Source organism: Mesorhizobium sp. M0954 (genome assembly GCF_040319155.1).
In the GTDB taxonomy this organism is placed as follows: Bacteria; Pseudomonadota; Alphaproteobacteria; order Rhizobiales; family Rhizobiaceae; genus Mesorhizobium.
Window position 1 is genome coordinate 85,911 of sequence record NZ_JAMYNR010000019.1, and the last position, 16,584, is coordinate 102,494.

Below are 16,584 nucleotides of genomic sequence, written 5' to 3' on the forward strand. Positions count from 1 at the left end.
CTCCTCCCTGAGCGGTTGTGCGTCAGCCGTCCCTGGCGGCAAGTGGAACGGTGCCCTCCACCGTTGTTCTGTACATCACCCGGCGATATCCGGGATAATCGTTGATGGCGGTGTGCAGGACATGGGGATTGTTCCACATACCGAGCGTCTTCGGTTCCCAACGCAGCCTGCAGTTGAACTCGGGCCGGACAGCCCGCGCCATCAGGAAGTCGATCATCGGCTTGCTTTCTTCCTCCGTCATCCCCTTGAAATTGGTCATCACGCTGCTGACGAAGACATAGCGCCGGCCAGTCTCGGGGTGGCGACAGATCACAGGATGCTCGACGACGGCATTCTCGATCGCCTCGACATCGGCCTTGACGCCGAGCCGGCTGTGGGCCGCGTTGATGGCGAAGACCCCGCGGCCGCTATGGACGCCCGTCAGGCCTTGCAGGATCTCGACCAGCCGCGGCGAAAGCGAGTCATATGCCTTCTCGAGGCTGGAGAAGCAGGTGTCGCCGCCAACCGGCGGCACCTCCTCACCGTAGAGAATCGTAATGCCCGGTGGCTTCGGTAGCCAGGCGAGGTCCATGTGCCAGTCCTCACCGATCACTTTGCCCGTGTCGTCCGGCTCGCGCACGAAGCGCACGATATCGTCAAAGCCGTCGATCGGCGTGTGCACCGGATTGCCGCTAAATGGTCCGAACCGGCGGGCGACCTTGTGGACGCCAGCGGCGTCAAGCTCCTGATCGCGCACGGCGAGCGCATGATATTTGTAGAGCGCGCGGCGAACGTCCTGGAAGGCATCCTCGTTCGCGCTCGCCAGATCGATCCCGCGAATTTCCGCACCGAGTGCACCAGTGAAGGGGCTGACCTCGAAACGGGTGAATGCATCATCGCGCAGCACGTGATCCTCCCTAATACGCGCCTCGTCGCCATCATGGGCTGACTTACCTGCAAGTAAGTAACGTGAAAGCCAAAGGCTGTCAACTCACCCTCGCTTTGATCCACCCGATGTCTAGCCTCGATCCGAGCCCTTTCCCGCATCCTGCCAAGCGGCGCGGATGATCGCGGCGAGCGCTGCGAAGGTCCTGGCGACCTCGTCGAAGCTTCCGGTGTCCTGCGTCATCGGTGGACAGGACAGAAGGGTAATGCGCAGCATGTGCACGAGTTCGTTCCTGAGTGTGTGGGAGGAAAGCTCTCCGTCCTTCACCGCCTGGTCCACCGCATGACGCAGGCTCTGATCATAGACCCGGTTGACGCGCTCCAGGGCACGTTCCGCTGGTTCTCCGAGAACCGGGAGGTCGTGGCGAAGGCGCGAAAGCGGGCTCCACATATTGCGGGCTCCCTTCTCAGCGTTGAAACGTTCGTAGAAGCGGCGCAGATCCTCGAGCTGCATATCGAGACGGTCGAAGAACCGGATATCGGGGGTCGTCCAAAAGCGCTTGATGCGGGCCTCGGCGTTGGCGGCGAAGTCCGCGATCAATTCCTCCATCAGCTGACGCTTGTTGCCGAAGTGATGATGGATGTTGGCGCGCGTCGTGCCGATTGCCGTCGCTATATCGCCGAAGCTGAAACCATCGTGGCCGCGCAGGACATAGAACTCGGCTGCGACCTCTTTGATTCTGCTGCGGGTAGAGTGCGCCTCATCACCGGGAGATCCTGAAGTGTTGGCTCTCATGTCCCTTCCGAAATTCATGCCGCCGTTGGACGATCAGTATACGGGAGCGAGCTGCACCCCCCGTTTCATACATGGATATTCTTCTACGCACGAGTGGAAGTAATTTGCGCCAGGGGCAGACATTCGCGAAGCATCTTGGCGGCAGCGATTAGCTCGGTGCGGCGGGTGAGTAGATACGGGATGCGTGTAGCGAACTTCAATCGGGTTTCGCGCCCTTGACTAGAATTCCGGGTCAAGCAGGGCAGTCAGCTTGCCGGGGCACGCCGCAACTCAGGCAGTGGATAGCGGCCGCGCATCCGCTGCGCCAACCACTTCCCGCATTGTCACGATGGTGCGGAACGCCCTCACGTTCGAATTGGCGTGGAAGACTTCCCGCGCGAAGACATCGTACGCCTCCATCCCCGGCAATTGCAGGAGGAGCACGAAATCGGCTTCACCGGTGACATACCAGGCCTGACGAACCTCCGAGCGCCCGCGGAGCTTGCCGATGAAGGCGTCCAACTCGACAGCACTCTCCCGTTCCAGCGAAACGAGCACATGGATGGTTAGCGGCAGGCCCACGGCCGCCGGACGAATGACGGCAATATCCGCCGCGATCACGCCATCCTTCCGCAGCCGGCGCAGGCGGCGCAGGACCGCACTCTGGGAAAGCCCGACCTGCTCGGCGAGACGCCGCGCCGGGATCTGGTTGTCGCGCTGAACCAGCGACAGCAGCACATGGTCGAAGCGATCGAGGGCAGCGGTTTTCGTCATTTGGACAGGCATCTATGACGAAATCAGGCAGCTGGGCAACGATAATAGGCGCCAAGCGCCATCGTTTCGGGAATAGAATTTCGCCTCATGACCACAGACACACAGCCGGGCCTTGGCCCTGATCTCATTGCGGCGCTGTTACAGCGCCTGTCGCCGTTTTATGCACCGACACCGCTGCTCGACCTGCCAAGCCTGGCTGCGAGCCTGGATGTGACCCAGGTGCTTGCCAAGAACGAGGGCCACCGTGCCCTGGGCAGCTTCAAGTCCCTCGGCGGCACCTATGCCGGTCTGTGCGCTCTCGCTCGCGCTACCGGGATGGATATCGATGAACTGCTCGATCCAGAGCGGGCCCAGACGCCGCTGCCGGCGCTAATCACGGCCAGCGCCGGCAATCACGGACTTGCCGTCGCCGCGGCGGCGAAGTTTGCCGGCGGGAGGGCAAGGATATACCTCCATACGGGCGTTCCTGCGGCCCGGGTGCGGCGTATCGAGTCCCAAGGCGCCGAAATCGTGTGGGTCGACGGCACCTATGACGATGCCGTCGATCGGGCCTCTGCGGCAGCCCGCGCCGGGGAAGGCATTCTGGTGGCCGATACCTCGAGCGACCCGGATGATCCAGCGGTCGCTGATGTCGTCGCTGGCTATGGCGTGATTGCCGCGGAAATCCGTCGCCAAGTCGACGAGATTGGCCATCTGAGGCCAACCCACCTTTTCGTGCAGGCCGGTGTCGGTGGACTTGCCGCCGCCCTGACGACTGGGCTGAAGGACTGGCTGATGCCTCCGGCCATGATCGTCGTGGTAGAACCAGAGGCCGCAGCCTGCGTCGCGGCCGCGCTGTCGCAAGCACGCTCAGTTCGGATATCCGGCGATCTCAAGACGTCGGCAGACATGCTCGCCTGTGGCGAAGCAGCAGCATCGGCGCTCGACGTACTGCGCCAAGGCAACGCTCGGGTCATAACCGTGTCCGAAGCGGCGCTTGCCGACGCGAAGAGCCGGCTTCGTGAGGCAAACGGTCCAGACACAACCCCGTCGGGTGCCGCCGGCCTCGCCGGCCTCGCCACCGCCGTCACGGCTTACGGCCTGTCGCAGGAGCTTGCGCTCGACGAATCGAGCCGGGTGCTGATCATCGTGACCGAGGCCGAATTGGAGAAGGACGCATGACGATGGCACCGGACCCGGGATCATTGAACGGAAGAGCGGCTGGGCCGCGGACTGCTCGATATGCCCGCCAGACCCAGCGCAGAACGGGTCCATGAAACTCATCTACCAGACCCACTCCCCCTACGCGCGCAAGGTTCTGGTCTTTGCCCACGAGGCGGGCCTTGCCGGACTTCTGCGCGTCATTCATCAGGAGACGAGCCCCATCAATCGCAACGATGATGTGTTTGCGATCAATCCGCTTGGCAAGGTGCCCGTTCTCGTTGTCGACGACGGCTATGCGATCTTCGATTCGGGCGTAATCTGCGACTATCTCGACAACCTCGAAAGCAGTCGTCGGCTCATCCCCGAAACAGGGCGGGCCAAATGGTCCGCCCTGCGCCTCCAGGCGCTTGCCGGCGGCATGTGCGACGCAGGCATTTCCATTCGGTGGGAAAACGAGCGCCGCCCTGAACATCTGCGTTATCCCGCCTTGGGTGCAGGCATGACGATGAAGCTTATCGACTCCTATGACTTCGTGGAAAGCGAGGTCGAATTCGACGCGCCGCTCCATGTCGGCCATATCGCGCTCGCCACTTGTCTAAGCTGGCTGGAATTCCGCGGACTGCCCGACTTCCTGCAGGGAAGGCCACGACTGGAACAATGGTATAGATCTTTCGTGGAACGCCCTTCAATGCGTGCCACGCCCTACGGCGGCGACACGCGAGATTGATATCGATCGCCACGCCTTCGAGTTCCAGCATGTGTCCCTCATCAGCCAGGCATTCTCGCGGCCATTTGCTTGTCGGCCTCGATAATAGAGCGCGAAACCGGTAATCTTGCCAGGGCTCGCGACCACGGCCGGCAGCTTCTGACGCAGGATTGCGCCGAAGTCGTTCGGGATTTCCTTTGCTGAAACCGGAGCAAAGCCGCCAGCCGAGAGCATCAAAATTCCTGCGACCAAGCCAATGCACAGTCGCTTCCTGGAAATGTAAGAAATGATTGGTTCTCCCGCCCGACCGCCCTGGCGCTGCCGCGCGACTTGTCCCAGGCGCAAGAACTGACATTCACGCCGATTGTTTCACCGGTTCGAAAAAATGTTGATGGCGGGCGGAACTGCGAGGATGTGGCGTTGCGGGGCTATTGAAATTTGGTCGAAACTCTCCAAAATTTTCAGCTGGTGGAAATCGCGAGAGCCACCACAGACGACGTCAACAGAGGAGACTATTCAAAGCGGAGGACTATCGATGGAAGGAGCCATTTCGACGAGTTTTCCCCCAATCGGGCCCGAGGGCCCTGATGTTTTTCTTGACCGGTTGCTCCATCCGGCACGGCATTTCGAGCGACCTGAGAACGTGCTGACCGACGTGACGCTGGACTTCCAGGAGAAGCGTGCAATCCTTTCGTCATGGGCATCGGATGCCTGTGCAGTGGAATCGGTGCCGGCGCTGCGCATGCCGCCCGGAGCAACCGAACCGGTCAGCTTCGATGCCATCATGGACGCGTTGCGCCAATTGGATCAATTGGAGAAGCTTCCCGGCGCCGGTCGCGGTCGTGAAATCGAAAGTATCGCGGTCACCGGTTTTACAGCATCCGTCGATCGACTTTGAGTTGAACGCGGCCACTCTCTGCATCCGAGGCATCCGCCTGCCGGCGGGGAACTCGCCGGCGGGCGAGGACTGGCGCGTTCTCTCCGCGTCCATTCATGTAGGGTTTCATAGGTCCGGCTCTCGCCTGAGTGTTGAATCCTTGCCATGCGGAAAAGCGGCCGCATGCCGGCGCAGATGTTGTCTGGAACTGCCTGGCGTTGCTGCAGAGCAGCAACCGCCACCGGTCGCAGGCGCTTGCCTGCGAGTGCATTGCGGCCGTCAGCCATCATTTCAACGACGTTTTGAAGGGGGTCTATCCGGCGGAGGAAAACGGCATGCCGGGCATGCCGCGCAGGAAAGGACAATGCAGACCCAGTATCGTCGCCGGCTGGTCTGGGCTTCCCACTTTTTTGCGCCGTACCTGGCCTGCACCGATGCCGCGCGGGCTTGGCGACCTATATCCGGTTCCCTGTGGAGGCCGCCATGGACATGAGCAACAGAAAGACGCGGTTCAATATCTGGTACTGGGTCGCGGCGTTCGTGGGCGTGATGGTCGTCCAGTATATCTATGCCACGACGCAGCACGTCGCCGAGATACCATACAGCCAGTTCGAGACCTTGCTGAACGCCGGCAAAATCGCCGAGGTGCAGGTTTCGGACCGCTTCATCCAGGGCCGCTTCAAGGAGCCGCAAGACGGCAGGCCGCTATTCATCACCACACGCGTCGAGCCGAACCTCGCCCGTGACCTGCAGGAGCACGGTGTCACTGTGACCGGCCAGGTCGAAAGCACCTTCCTGAGCGACCTGCTTTCCTGGGTTGTGCCGGTGCTCGTCTTCTTTGGCCTGTGGATGCTGCTTCTAAGACGCATGGACGGCGGCGTCGGAGGTTTGATGCAAATTGGCAGGAGCAAGGCCAGGGTCTATGTCGAAGCCAATACCGGCGTGACGTTCGACGATGTGGCGGGGGTCGATGAAGCCAAGGCCGAGCTGCAGGAGATTGTGGATTTTCTGAAGAACCCGGGCGAATACGGCCGCCTCGGAGGCCGCATGCCCAAAGGCGTGCTGCTGGTCGGACCGCCGGGCACGGGCAAGACTCTGCTCGCCAAGGCCGTCGCCGGCGAAGCCAAGGTCCCGTTCTTCTCGATCTCCGGTTCGGAGTTCGTCGAGATGTTCGTGGGGGTCGGGGCCGCGCGCGTGCGCGATCTTTTCGAGCAGGCGCGGTCCAAGGCTCCCGCAATCATATTCATCGACGAGCTCGACGCTCTTGGCCGCGCCCGCGGGACCATGGTCGGCGGCCACGACGAAAAGGAGCAGACGCTCAACCAGCTTCTGGTCGAACTCGACGGTTTCGATCCACAGATCGGCGTCGTGCTGCTGGCCGCGACGAACCGTCCTGAGATCCTTGATCCGGCACTTCTGCGCGCCGGCCGTTTCGACCGCCAGGTATTGGTCGACCGGCCCGACAAGCAGGGTCGCATCAAGATCCTGCAGGTTCACATGAGCAAGGCCAAGCTGGCGACGGATGTCGACGCGGAAAAAGTGGCGGCGCTGACGCCCGGTTTCACCGGTGCTGACCTGGCCAATCTCGTGAACGAGGCGACGTTGCTCGCCACGCGCCGCAAGGCGGATGCGGTAATGATGGGAGATTTCAACAATGCGGTGGAGCGCATCGTCGCGGGACTGGAGAAACGCAACCGGCTCCTGAACCCGAAGGAGCGCGAGATCGTCGCCTACCATGAAATGGGTCATGCGCTGGCAGCCATGGCGCTGCCTGGCGTCGACCCGGTGCACAAGGTGTCGATCATACCACGCGGCGTCGGCGCGCTCGGCTACACTATCCAGCGTCCGACCGAGGATCGCTTCCTGATGACACGCGAGGAGCTGGACAACAAAATGGCAGTGCTGCTCGGCGGCAGGGCGGCCGAATGGATCGTATTCGGCCATCTGTCCACCGGAGCCGCCGATGATCTCGCCAAGGTAACCGACATAGCGCGCGCCATGGTGACGCGTTACGGCATGTCGGCAAAACTCGGGCACGTGGCGTTGGAAAAGGACCCACGCTCCTTCCTGAGCCCCAACCCGCTCGCCGGCGGACCGCGCGAGCACGATTACGGCGAAGCCGCCGCCGATGCCATCGACGCGGAAGTGCGCGACATTGTGGAGGCCGCGTTCGAACGAACCGTCAGCCTGCTCACCGAGCGGCGCGACGTGCTGGAAAGGGCGGCACGCAGGCTGCTCGAGACCGAGACGCTCGATGAGACTGACCTTGCGGCGCTGGTCGGAGACGCCTCGACGGCTGATCATGCTGCGCAGTATAGTTCCAGTCTGTCTTCGCATAAGAAGAAGGCTGTGCTGCAGCCGGCCAGGACCGCGGCTGCAATCCCCACGCGCGGATCGGGGAAATTTCGGACGCAATAATGATGTTTCGGACTGCTCCCGCCGGCATAAATCGCTCGTGGAAAGCCGTGCCGCACGCTATGACGGTGATACGCAAGATCGACATCGATCTCTAGGCTTTCGAAATCCAGTATGTGTCGGTCACCAACCAAGCGTTCTCGATGCCATTTTTCGGTCGCCCTCGGTGATATTGCGCGAGACGGGTGACCTTGCCTCGCGCAGCCTTGAGGGCGACCATCAAGGCCTTTTCTTCGTCACTGCGCCTGGCTCCGCTGCAGGGGTAAAATCCGCATGGCACAAGTGATCGTACGGGAAACGTATCGCCAGCCCTTTCCAGAAGCATCATGAAACCTCGTCGGTCGTCACCCGTGAACGGCAATGCCATCCGGCCAGCGTCGGACAAATTTGAAAGCCACCGTTCCGGCACGTGCGTCACTCCGGCAAAGGCGATCACGACATCGAGGTCTGGCAGATCAATTGCCTGCGTTGCATCACCGCACGTCACTTCGACGTGCGCATAATGAGCGAGATTGCCTTGCGCGCGCCGAGCTAGTTGTTCGTCGATCTCATATGCAATCACGCGTCCTTCAGAACCCGTCAGTTCAGCGAGGATGGCGGTGAAATAGCCGACACCGGCGCCCACCTGAAGGACGGTCTGGCCGGGAGTGATGTTCAGATGGTCGAAAACCAGTGCCCAAAGCGACGGCAAGCCGCTGTTCAATCCGCGTTTTTCGTCAAGCAAGACCAGAACGTCGTGGTAGATCTCATGAAGTGCGGCTGAAGGGCTGGTATGGACCGCCCCGATTTGCAATCTCGAATGGATACGCCATGGCCCGTCGCCAAGGTAGTGTTCGCGCGGAACCTTTGCAAAGGCCTCGATGACCGCAGGATTGTGCAAGACAGGTGATGAGACACGCAGGTCTTCGGCAAACCATCGGCGCGCTTCACTAGCATCGATTTCTGTTGGCATGGAATATCGGCTCCCGGATTGCGCGTACCGAGTCATGCTCTCAGAAAACCGAGTGACGGCAAAGGGCGCCTATCCTCGTATGGACGGGGCGACGCGCGCTGTCCGTTTGCGACCGAGCGCGGTCTCGCCGAGCGCCTTCCGCGAGACTGTAAACCGTGGCGATATGGAAGAACACTCTGCCCGACGATCACATCGTCCGGCTGGCGAGCAGCCTTGTGAGCCAATCCGGATCCATTTCCGGCACGGAGGACAGAAGCCGTTCGGTATAGGGGGCATGCGGCGGCGTGAGAATTTCGCTCTTTAATCCCTGCTCAACGACTTTACCCTGGTGCATGACCACAATTTCGTCGGCGATCGCCCGCACGGTGGCAATGTCATGGGTGATGAAAATGTAACTCATGCCGAGCTCGCGCTGAAGCCGGATCAAGAGCTTCAGGATTTCCTCTTGCACAATCTGGTCGAGCGCGGACGTGATTTCGTCGCAGATTATCAGCTCCGGATCGGCGGCCAACGCCCGGGCGATGCAAACGCGCTGCTTCTGGCCTCCCGACAGTTCGGCCGGCAGACGATCCAGGTAAGTTTCGCTCATCTCGACCATGTGCATGAGTTCGCCGATCCGCCGATCCCGTTGTGCACCCTTGAGGCCAAGGTAGAATTCAAGCGGACGAGCTATAACTTCTTCGACCGTCTGGCGCGGATTTAGGGCGTTGTCGGGCATTTGATAAATCATCTGTATGCGTCGCAGGATCTCTTTTGGGCGCAACTTCACGGTCTTGGAAAGGGCCTGGCCGGCAAAGGAAATCGACCCCGAAAGCGGGGGCAGCAGGCCGGTAACGACGCGAGCGAGCGTCGATTTGCCGGAACCGGACTCGCCGACCACAGCCACTGTTCTTCCGCGAGGAACTTTGATCGAGACATCCTGGAGCACCTTAACCGCCCGGCCGTAGGCCGCGGTGACGTTGTCTATCGTAAGCAAATATTCATCGGCCGGAACTTCGGGCTTGGCGAGCTTGCGCACGGCCCAGAGCGTCTTGGTATATTCCTGGGTGGGCGAGGCGAGCATCTGGCGCGTTTCTGCCTCCTCCACGGTTAGTCCATGGCGCAAAACCATGATGCGGTCCGCCATTTGCGCCACCACCGCCAGATCATGCGTCACATAGATTGCAGCGGTGTTGAACTCCTCCACGATGTTGCGAATGGAGGCGAGAACTTCGACCTGCGTTGTCACATCGAGCGCCGTCGTTGGCTCGTCGAAGACGATGAGGTCCGGACGGCAAGCCATCGCCATCGCGGTCATCGCCCGTTGCAACTGTCCGCCGGAAACCTGATGAGGATAGCGAAAGCCAATGGTCTCCGGATCTGGAAGCTGAAGACGCCGATAAAGATCGACCGCACTCCGGTTCGCTTTCTCTCGGCTGGCAATCCCATGCGCCACCACGGTTTCGACAGTCTGATCGAGGAGTCGGTGGGCCGGATTGAAAGAGGCCGCCGCGCTTTGCGCGACATAGGCGATACGGGAGCCTCTGAGGCGACGCCGCCCTGTTTCGCTTAGTGCCAGAAGATTGATCCCGTCGAACAGGATCGAGCCCTGTGTAATACGGCAGCCCGGCTTGGCGTAACCCATCGCCGCGAGGCCAATGGTGGATTTGCCGGCGCCTGACTCGCCGATCAGGCCAAGAACGTCCCCCCGCTTCAGCGCCAGATCGACCCCGCGGACAATGGGATACCACCGCTCGTCCGAGAAACCCTCCACATGCAGATTGCGGATCTGAAGCAGATCCTTGCCTTTTTCGCGCAATCCGGGAGCGCTATTTTTCATCCCGCAACCCGCTTGTTGCATGCAGGAACCAGTCCACGACGAAATTCACAGAGACCGTGAGGAGGGCAATCGCGCCGGCCGGCAGCAGCGGCGTGACATCGCCGTAGGTGATCAGGGTCGCATTCTCGCGCACCATCGATCCCCAATCGGCGGTCGGTGGCTGAATACCGACCCCCAGGAAGGACAGTGCCGCGATCGTGAGGAATACGAAGCAAAATCGCAAGCCGAACTCCGCGACCAGCGGCGGCATCACGTTGGGAAGGATTTCCTTGGCGATGATCCATTTCGGGCCTTCGCCGCGCAATCGCGCCACTTCGACATAGTCCATTACCGCCACGTTAAGCCCGACGGCGCGTGCGAGCCGAAAGACACGGGTAGAATCGAGCAGCGCAATGATGACTATCAGGCTTGTGATCGACGAGCCGAAGATCGAAAGCAGCACCAGGGCGAAGATAAGGCTTGGGATCGACATCAAGACGTCGACCGCACGCGACAGTATCTGATCGAGCCATCCTCTGTACAATGCGGCAAGAAGGCCTAGCGAGACGCCGACTGCGAAGGACAGCAATGTAGTCGCGACGGCTATACCGATGGTGTTGCGCGCACCGTAAATCAAGCGTGTGAGCATATCGCGGCCGAGTTGGTCGGTACCCAATTTGAACTGCTGGTTCCACGGTGCGAAGGCCTCGCTGAAGACCTGTGTTTCGCCGTATGGGGCGATCCAGTGCGCGAAGACCGCAACGACGACATAGCCAATGATCACGAGGATGCCGAACCAGGCACTGAAGGGTGCCTTCTTCAGCGCCGTTTTGGCCCGGGTGGCGCGCGAGCGCCTCAGCCTGTGAACCTGCGCGATGGGTTCGTAGCTGGTCATCGTGGATGCAAGAGCCTGGGATTGGTGGCGATGGAAATGATGTCGGCGGTCAGATTAAGGAGGATATAGGTTGCCGCGAAAATCAAGGCGCAAGCCTGGACAACCGGAACATCCCTTGATTTGACCGCGTCGACCATCAGCTGACCGATGCCGGGATAGACGAACACCACTTCGACGACGACCACTCCGACCACGAGATAAGCAAGATTGAAGGCCACCACCGTGACGATCGGAGCCCATGCGTTGGGCAAGGCATGCCTGAGTACGATGGCCATCGGCGAGACTCCCTTGAGACGCGCCATGTCGATATAGGGGCTTGCAAGCATGTTGATGATCGCCGCTCGTGTCATGCGCATCATGTGTGCGACGATGACGAGCGTAAGCGTGGTCGCCGGCAAGGCTACTCTCCAGACCTGATCCCAGAACGGCGTCTGGTCGTTCACGTTCGACAATGTCGGGAACTTGGGAACTGCGTTAAGTATCCAGTTCAGTGACACTGCAAGCCAATGCGGCAGGGATTGTGCGAACTCGGAGCCGATGAATGTGTCGCGCGAGATGACCAGGTAGGCAAGCATATAGGCGACGAAGAACTCCGGGAACGAAATGGTTGTCAGCGTCACTGCGTTCACCAGCCGGTCGAACCAGCCATTGCGGTGGAGCGCAGCGAGGATGCCCAGTCCCAGGGCGAGCGGAACTGCGATCAGCGCGGTCATCGATGCGAGGAACATCGTATTGTAAAGGCGCGGCGCGATGATCTCGGCGACGGTGCGCCGATATCCGGTGCGGCTCGCGAACGAAGAGCCGAAATCCCCGTGGAGCATCTGCCCGACCCAGACGAAATAACGCTCGACAGGCGGACGGTCGATGCCAATTTCTCGCTGGAAGGCGGCGACCGTTTCGGGTGTCGCGGATTGTCCGAGCATCGCCTTGGCGAAGTCGCCCGGCAGCATTGCAATCGCAGAGAAGATAATGATGGAGACGATGAACAGCGTGACCAGGCCGAGGCCAAGGCGCTGCAGAACCGTTCTTGCGACCGGGTTCATTTGCTCGCGTTTCCCGTTGCCGTCGCTGCCCTGCCGGCAGGGCACGCGGCTGCAAGCCGAAGCCCAGTAGCCATCGCGGGTCCGGCCCGCTCTCTCACGCAGTGGCGATCCACCAGCGTTCGGCCATCTTCAGTCCGTCGTTCTCCCAGTTCGGCGCCACTTCGCCATGTGCGAGCTTATTGGATTTGGCGCTGACGAAGTTGTTGAAGACCAGCACGATGCTGCCGCCATCATCATGCGTCAGTTGCTGCATCTCGGCATACATTGCCGCCCGCTTGGCCTCATCCGTCTCGGCGCGCGCCTCGACAAGCAACTCGTTGAAGCGGGGATTTTTCCAGAACGACTCGTTCCAGCTGGAATCGGCGGCGAAGGCTTGCGTGAACATCCAGTCGGCCGTCGCGCGACCGCTCCAATAGGAAGCGCACCAAGGTTTCTTGAGCCAGACATTGTCCCAATAGGCGTCCTCGGCCTCGCGCACGACGTTTACGTCGATACCGCACTGGGCTGCCGTCTCGCGGATCAGCGCAGCCGCGTCCACCGCGCCTGCAAAAGCGGCATCGGCGACCGAGAGGTCCACCTTCAGTTTCTCCATTCCAGCCTTTTTCAGATAATGCTTGGCTTTCTCCGGATCGAAACTGTGCTGCGGCTGCGGATTGGTGGCGAATTTAATCGCCGGCGCGATCGGGTTGTCATTGGCCACAGTGGCGTGACCGAGAAAGATCTTGTCGACGATCTCCTGACGGTTGATCGCCCACTTTAAGGCCATCCGGACATCCGGATTATCGAACGGCGCCATCGTGACGTTCACGGGCAAGGTATAATGGCCATAGCCGGTGACCTCGACGATCTCCACCTTGGGGTTGCGTTTCAACATGCCGAGGGTCTTGAGGTCGGCGCGGCCAATATAGTCCACCTCCCCTGTCGATAGCGCGGCCATGCGAGCGGCGAGATCGGTGATGGCGATGAACTCCACCTCGTCGAGATAGGGTTTGCCGTTCTTGAAGTAGTTCGGATTGCGCTTGAGTTTGGCCGAAACGCCGGGCTGGAAATTCTCAAGCACGAAAGCGCCGGTGCGAACGCCCGATCCCCAATCCGCCTTGCCGTCCTTGGCCGGCATGATGACCAGATGGTAGTCACTCATGATGTAGGGGAAGTCGGCGTTGCCGCTTTTCAGCGTGAAGACAACCGTTTCGGGGCCATCCGCCTTAATGCTGGCGACGGGCTCAAGCAGCGGCTTCGCCGCCGACTTGGTTTCGTCGCCCATATGATAGCGAAGCGAAGTCACGACATCGTCCGCCGTCACATTCTTGCCGTTGTGGAAGGTTGCGCCCTTGCGAAGCTTGAAGACCCAGGTTTTGGCGCCATCGGACGATTCAAAGCTCTCGGCAAGGTCCGGTTGGACGTTGCCTTTGGCGTCGACCTCGGTGAGGCTGTTGGACATCGAGCCCGAGAACGCTGTCTGTGTGAAGGTGTCCGGGTAGCCGGCCGGATCGATCGAATCCGTCGTCGCGCCATGTGCCATTCCGAGCTTGGCGAAGCCGCCCTGCAGCGGTTCGGCGCGGGCCGTGCTGACGAAGAGCTTATCCGCAGCGGTGACCGTCAGCCCAGCGGCCAGCCCAAGATTAATGAAATCGCGACGGGAAATCTTGCCGCGACCGATCAGGCTTTGAGCGATAGCAAGCTTGTATCCAGATTCTGACATTTGACTCTCCCATTGCGGATTTTCCGCGTTATTGTTCGTCACGCACCCTGTGAAGAAATCTGCCCGTTAGCCGCGATCATCATTTCTGCTACTCTTCGAATCCGTACCTCAATCAGGCCGTCACATAGATGCTGCCCGCCTCGACCGTTACTGGAAATGTGCGCGCGCGAACGGACGGATCGACCAGGGCCGCGCCCGATTTGATGTCAAATTCCCAGCCATGCCAGGCGCAGCGCACGATCTCGTTTTGGCGGTGATAGATGAACTGCGCCTCTTCGACCGGTGCAGTTGTTCCACATTGCGGCCCCTCGCAAAGGGGAGCGCCGCGGTGCGGACAAACATTCAGCAGCGCGTGGAATGAATCTCCGATGCGAAAAACGCCGACCGAAAGGCTGCGGATCTTGGCGATGAAGGGAGATCCGGTTTCGATCTCGTCGACTCTACAGATGTATGTCTTCTCGGGCATCGTCTGCTTCCTCAGGCAGCATTCGCCGCTTGCGCGCGCGGGATGCGCTTGTAAACCTCCAGCGCATTCAGCCCCATGATCTTGCTCTTCCAGGCAGGAGGGATTTGCAGCGTGTTGGCATCGTCATAGTCCCAATGCGGATAGTCGGAGGCAAACAACAGCGTATTTTCGCCGTCCATCGCCTCGAGAGTGGACCAGAGATGCTGAATATTTGCGGGCTGCTCCAGCGGCTGCGTGGAAAAGCGGATATTTCGCCGGCAATATTCGGACGGCAGCATTTTCAGCCATGGCGTCTCTTTGCGTAGGGCTTTGTAGTCGGCGTCCAGGCGCCACAATACCGATGGCACCCAGGCGACGCCGCATTCGATGACCACGAAGTAGAGGTCCGGCCATTTTTCGAAGACGCCATGCGCAATCATGCTTGCGACATGCGAAATGGCCGACATGTGCAGGATGGCATGGGTCTCCCAGAAGAATGTCGTCGGGGCCGGAGCAATCGCGGTCGAATTCACGCCACCATGGCCGCCCAGATGAATGGCAAAGGGCAGCCCCACCTCGGCGCAAGCCTCATAAATTGGATGGTAAAACGGATCGCCATAGGGCTTGACGGAGCCTTGCGAAGCGAGAACCTGAACCATGCGCGGGTGATTGCCCAGACGGCGTATCTCGGCGGCCGCGAGCTTCGGATCCTGTGGCGCGACGATGATCGAGCCCATGAAGCGATCGTCCTTCGGCAGCCATTGGTCAATCTGATAGTCATTGTAGGCGCTGACGAGGGCGCTGGCATAATAGGGATTGGCGAGGGTGGAAGCCTCGATCGGCTCATCGCCGGTCAGGATCGCCACATCGACCTTGTACTTGTCGAGGTGTTTTTCCTTCATGATGAGATAGTTGTCGGCTTCTGTTTTCGGACGGACGTCCTTGCGTGAGAAGTCCTGCGGATGAAACCAGGGACGGTGGCCATGCGGGAAGGCGCCAACGGGACCTGTCTTCTCGCCTTCAACGAACATGTCCTTCCATAGGCCGGAAAGGTAAGGCTCCAACACGGTCGCGCTTGACCAGTAATTGTGGCAATCGCAGTCGACTATGAACACGTTGCTCAGCTCCGTAGCTTCAGCCTGCTCGATCTGCCGGCCGATTTCACCGCGTGCAGCTTCCGCCTTGAGTATTGTTTGATCAAGCTTATGATCCTGCGCAATATGATCGACTTTTTCGATCGGAGGTCATGTGCAGCTAGATCACATCGAAACCTTTCTCGACATCATCGAGTCGCGAAATTTCAATCGTACCGCCGACCGGCTGGGCTTGACCCAGTCGACGATCAGCACCCGCATCAAGAATCTGGAGAGCGCGATCGGGTCCGAGCTCTTTCTGCGCGGGCGCGCCGGCGCTGAGCCGACAGCCGCCGGGCGGCGGTTCGAAGCCTATGCCAGATCCTTGCTGTCGACGTGGTCGCAAGCTCGACACGATGTGCGAGCGTTCAACCGTTTCGAGGGCACGTTGCGCATCGCCGCACAGGTGGGCATGACCCGTTCGGTCCTGCCGGGATGGGTCGAGACACTGTGCCAGGCGCTTCCAAAATCCTCGATCCATGTCGAGTCGGACTATTCGAACCAGATGGTCAGCGACCTAAGCATGGGAAATCTCGATATTGCCGTGCTTTATGCGCCTCGCTACCTGCCTGAGATCGCCTACGAGCATCTGATGGTCGAGGAATATGTGATGGTTTCGACGGCTGCCAGAACGCTGTCTGATGTCGACCCTGAAACCTACATTCGCCCAGGCTACACCGCGGTGCTGGAAAAGACGCACGCAGAGCTGCTGGCCGAGCTTGCGATCTGTCGGCTTTCGACGGGATCGGAAACTCTGGCGGAGATCATGCTGCGACGAACGGGCGGCACCTGCTACATGCGCAGCGACGATGCGCGCCGGTTCACGGCCGAGCTCCCATCGTCCCTCGTCGAGGGAGCGCCGACGCTGCACCAGCCAGTCCACACCGCGATCCTTGCGCGCCGCAAACACGAACCCATTATTCGCAAGGGCATCCGAGCTCTCCAGGTGGCTGTAATGTCCCTGGAAGTTTAATCGAAATTACCGATCATAACGGCAGGATTGCGCGGCTGTTCAGCGGGGTTTGAAGTGGCATCTTGGCTCCACTTCAAACCCGAGTTGAA

Annotated in this window: 15 protein-coding genes; 5 read left to right on the plus strand and 10 right to left on the minus strand. The window is 60.3% G+C overall.

Features of this window, described 5'->3' with window-relative positions:
• Window positions 1–22 precede the first annotated feature (22 nt).
• The 3 genes from NKH93_RS23675 to NKH93_RS23685 all read right to left on the minus strand — a co-directional run bounded on the left by NKH93_RS23675 (window position 23) and on the right by NKH93_RS23685 (window position 2,413).
• Complete coding sequence (locus NKH93_RS23675; protein WP_352771848.1) at window positions 23–886, minus strand: TauD/TfdA dioxygenase family protein; 864 nt, start codon at window positions 884–886, stop codon at window positions 23–25.
• Window positions 887–997: 111 nt separating this feature from the next.
• Window positions 998–1,660 carry a TetR/AcrR family transcriptional regulator gene (locus tag NKH93_RS23680; RefSeq protein ID WP_352490781.1) on the minus strand — a complete coding sequence of 221 codons (663 nt, stop codon included), beginning with the start codon at window positions 1,658–1,660 and terminating at the stop codon, window positions 998–1,000.
• 270 nt (window positions 1,661–1,930) lie between these two features.
• Window positions 1,931–2,413 (minus strand): Lrp/AsnC family transcriptional regulator, encoded by a 483-nt coding sequence (locus tag NKH93_RS23685; protein WP_352540712.1) that lies wholly within the window; start codon window positions 2,411–2,413, stop codon window positions 1,931–1,933.
• Window positions 2,414–2,500: 87 nt separating this feature from the next.
• Between NKH93_RS23685 and NKH93_RS23690 the strand changes: the two genes are divergently transcribed.
• The 4 genes from NKH93_RS23690 (at window position 2,501) to ftsH (ending at window position 7,557) form a co-directional block, all read left to right on the plus strand.
• Complete coding sequence (locus NKH93_RS23690) at window positions 2,501–3,574, plus strand: pyridoxal-phosphate dependent enzyme (RefSeq protein WP_352972307.1); 1,074 nt, start codon at window positions 2,501–2,503, stop codon at window positions 3,572–3,574.
• A gap of 91 nt (window positions 3,575–3,665) precedes the next feature.
• Entirely contained in the window at window positions 3,666–4,283 is a 618-nt protein-coding gene (locus tag NKH93_RS23695; protein ID WP_352972310.1) for a glutathione S-transferase family protein, read from the plus strand.
• A gap of 514 nt (window positions 4,284–4,797) precedes the next feature.
• On the plus strand, window positions 4,798–5,160 hold the full coding sequence (locus NKH93_RS23700) for a hypothetical protein (RefSeq protein WP_352503729.1): 363 nt from the start codon (window positions 4,798–4,800) through the stop codon (window positions 5,158–5,160).
• A 462-nt stretch (window positions 5,161–5,622) separates the two neighbouring features.
• On the plus strand, window positions 5,623–7,557 hold the full coding sequence (gene ftsH, locus NKH93_RS23705; protein WP_352972313.1) for an ATP-dependent zinc metalloprotease FtsH: 1,935 nt from the start codon (window positions 5,623–5,625) through the stop codon (window positions 7,555–7,557).
• Window positions 7,558–7,648: 91 nt separating this feature from the next.
• Here the strand turns inward: ftsH and NKH93_RS23710 are convergent, their stop codons facing one another.
• The 7 genes from NKH93_RS23710 to NKH93_RS23740 form a co-directional block, all read right to left on the minus strand.
• Complete coding sequence (locus NKH93_RS23710; protein ID WP_352972316.1) at window positions 7,649–8,506, minus strand: protein-L-isoaspartate O-methyltransferase family protein; 858 nt, start codon at window positions 8,504–8,506, stop codon at window positions 7,649–7,651.
• A 187-nt stretch (window positions 8,507–8,693) separates the two neighbouring features.
• Entirely contained in the window at window positions 8,694–10,325 is a 1,632-nt protein-coding gene (locus NKH93_RS23715; protein WP_352972319.1) for an ABC transporter ATP-binding protein, read from the minus strand.
• A complete protein-coding gene (locus NKH93_RS23720; protein ID WP_352972322.1) occupies window positions 10,315–11,199 on the minus strand; it encodes an ABC transporter permease in 885 nt (294 codons plus the stop codon). Before NKH93_RS23720 ends, NKH93_RS23715 begins: the two co-directional genes overlap by 11 nt.
• Window positions 11,196–12,242, minus strand: coding sequence for an ABC transporter permease (locus NKH93_RS23725; protein ID WP_352972325.1), 1,047 nt, complete (start codon window positions 12,240–12,242; stop codon window positions 11,196–11,198). The genes NKH93_RS23720 and NKH93_RS23725 overlap by 4 nt, the downstream gene beginning before the upstream one ends.
• Window positions 12,243–12,336: 94 nt before the next feature.
• Entirely contained in the window at window positions 12,337–13,944 is a 1,608-nt protein-coding gene (locus tag NKH93_RS23730; protein WP_352972328.1) for an ABC transporter substrate-binding protein, read from the minus strand.
• 112 nt (window positions 13,945–14,056) lie between these two features.
• Window positions 14,057–14,410 (minus strand): Rieske (2Fe-2S) protein, encoded by a 354-nt coding sequence (locus NKH93_RS23735; protein ID WP_352503722.1) that lies wholly within the window; start codon window positions 14,408–14,410, stop codon window positions 14,057–14,059.
• An 11-nt stretch (window positions 14,411–14,421) separates the two neighbouring features.
• On the minus strand, window positions 14,422–15,504 hold the full coding sequence (locus tag NKH93_RS23740) for an amidohydrolase family protein (protein WP_352972331.1): 1,083 nt from the start codon (window positions 15,502–15,504) through the stop codon (window positions 14,422–14,424).
• Between the two features lie 133 nt (window positions 15,505–15,637).
• On the opposite strand from NKH93_RS23740, the gene NKH93_RS23745 reads away from it, so the two are divergent.
• Window positions 15,638–16,495, plus strand: a complete 858-nt coding sequence (locus NKH93_RS23745; RefSeq protein ID WP_352972333.1) for a LysR family transcriptional regulator — start codon at window positions 15,638–15,640, stop codon at window positions 16,493–16,495.
• Window positions 16,496–16,584 lie beyond the last annotated feature (89 nt).

What these genes read in the sequence shown, in the direction of transcription:
- ftsH (WP_352972313.1), top strand. Translation starts at nt 5,623, where the DNA reads ATGGACATGAGCAACAGAAAGACGCGGTTCAATATCTGGTACTGGGTC.
- NKH93_RS23690 (WP_352972307.1), top strand. Translation starts at nt 2,501, where the DNA reads ATGACCACAGACACACAGCCGGGCCTTGGCCCTGATCTCATTGCGGCG.
- NKH93_RS23735 (WP_352503722.1), bottom strand. Translation starts at nt 14,410, where the DNA reads ATGCCCGAGAAGACATACATCTGTAGAGTCGACGAGATCGAAACCGGA.
- NKH93_RS23695 (WP_352972310.1), top strand. Translation starts at nt 3,666, where the DNA reads ATGAAACTCATCTACCAGACCCACTCCCCCTACGCGCGCAAGGTTCTG.
- NKH93_RS23720 (WP_352972322.1), bottom strand. Translation starts at nt 11,199, where the DNA reads ATGACCAGCTACGAACCCATCGCGCAGGTTCACAGGCTGAGGCGCTCG.
- NKH93_RS23710 (WP_352972316.1), bottom strand. Translation starts at nt 8,506, where the DNA reads ATGCCAACAGAAATCGATGCTAGTGAAGCGCGCCGATGGTTTGCCGAA.
- NKH93_RS23685 (WP_352540712.1), bottom strand. Translation starts at nt 2,413, where the DNA reads ATGACGAAAACCGCTGCCCTCGATCGCTTCGACCATGTGCTGCTGTCG.
- NKH93_RS23725 (WP_352972325.1), bottom strand. Translation starts at nt 12,242, where the DNA reads ATGAACCCGGTCGCAAGAACGGTTCTGCAGCGCCTTGGCCTCGGCCTG.
- NKH93_RS23680 (WP_352490781.1), bottom strand. Translation starts at nt 1,660, where the DNA reads ATGAGAGCCAACACTTCAGGATCTCCCGGTGATGAGGCGCACTCTACC.
- NKH93_RS23730 (WP_352972328.1), bottom strand. Translation starts at nt 13,944, where the DNA reads ATGTCAGAATCTGGATACAAGCTTGCTATCGCTCAAAGCCTGATCGGT.
- NKH93_RS23715 (WP_352972319.1), bottom strand. Translation starts at nt 10,325, where the DNA reads ATGAAAAATAGCGCTCCCGGATTGCGCGAAAAAGGCAAGGATCTGCTT.
- NKH93_RS23700 (WP_352503729.1), top strand. Translation starts at nt 4,798, where the DNA reads ATGGAAGGAGCCATTTCGACGAGTTTTCCCCCAATCGGGCCCGAGGGC.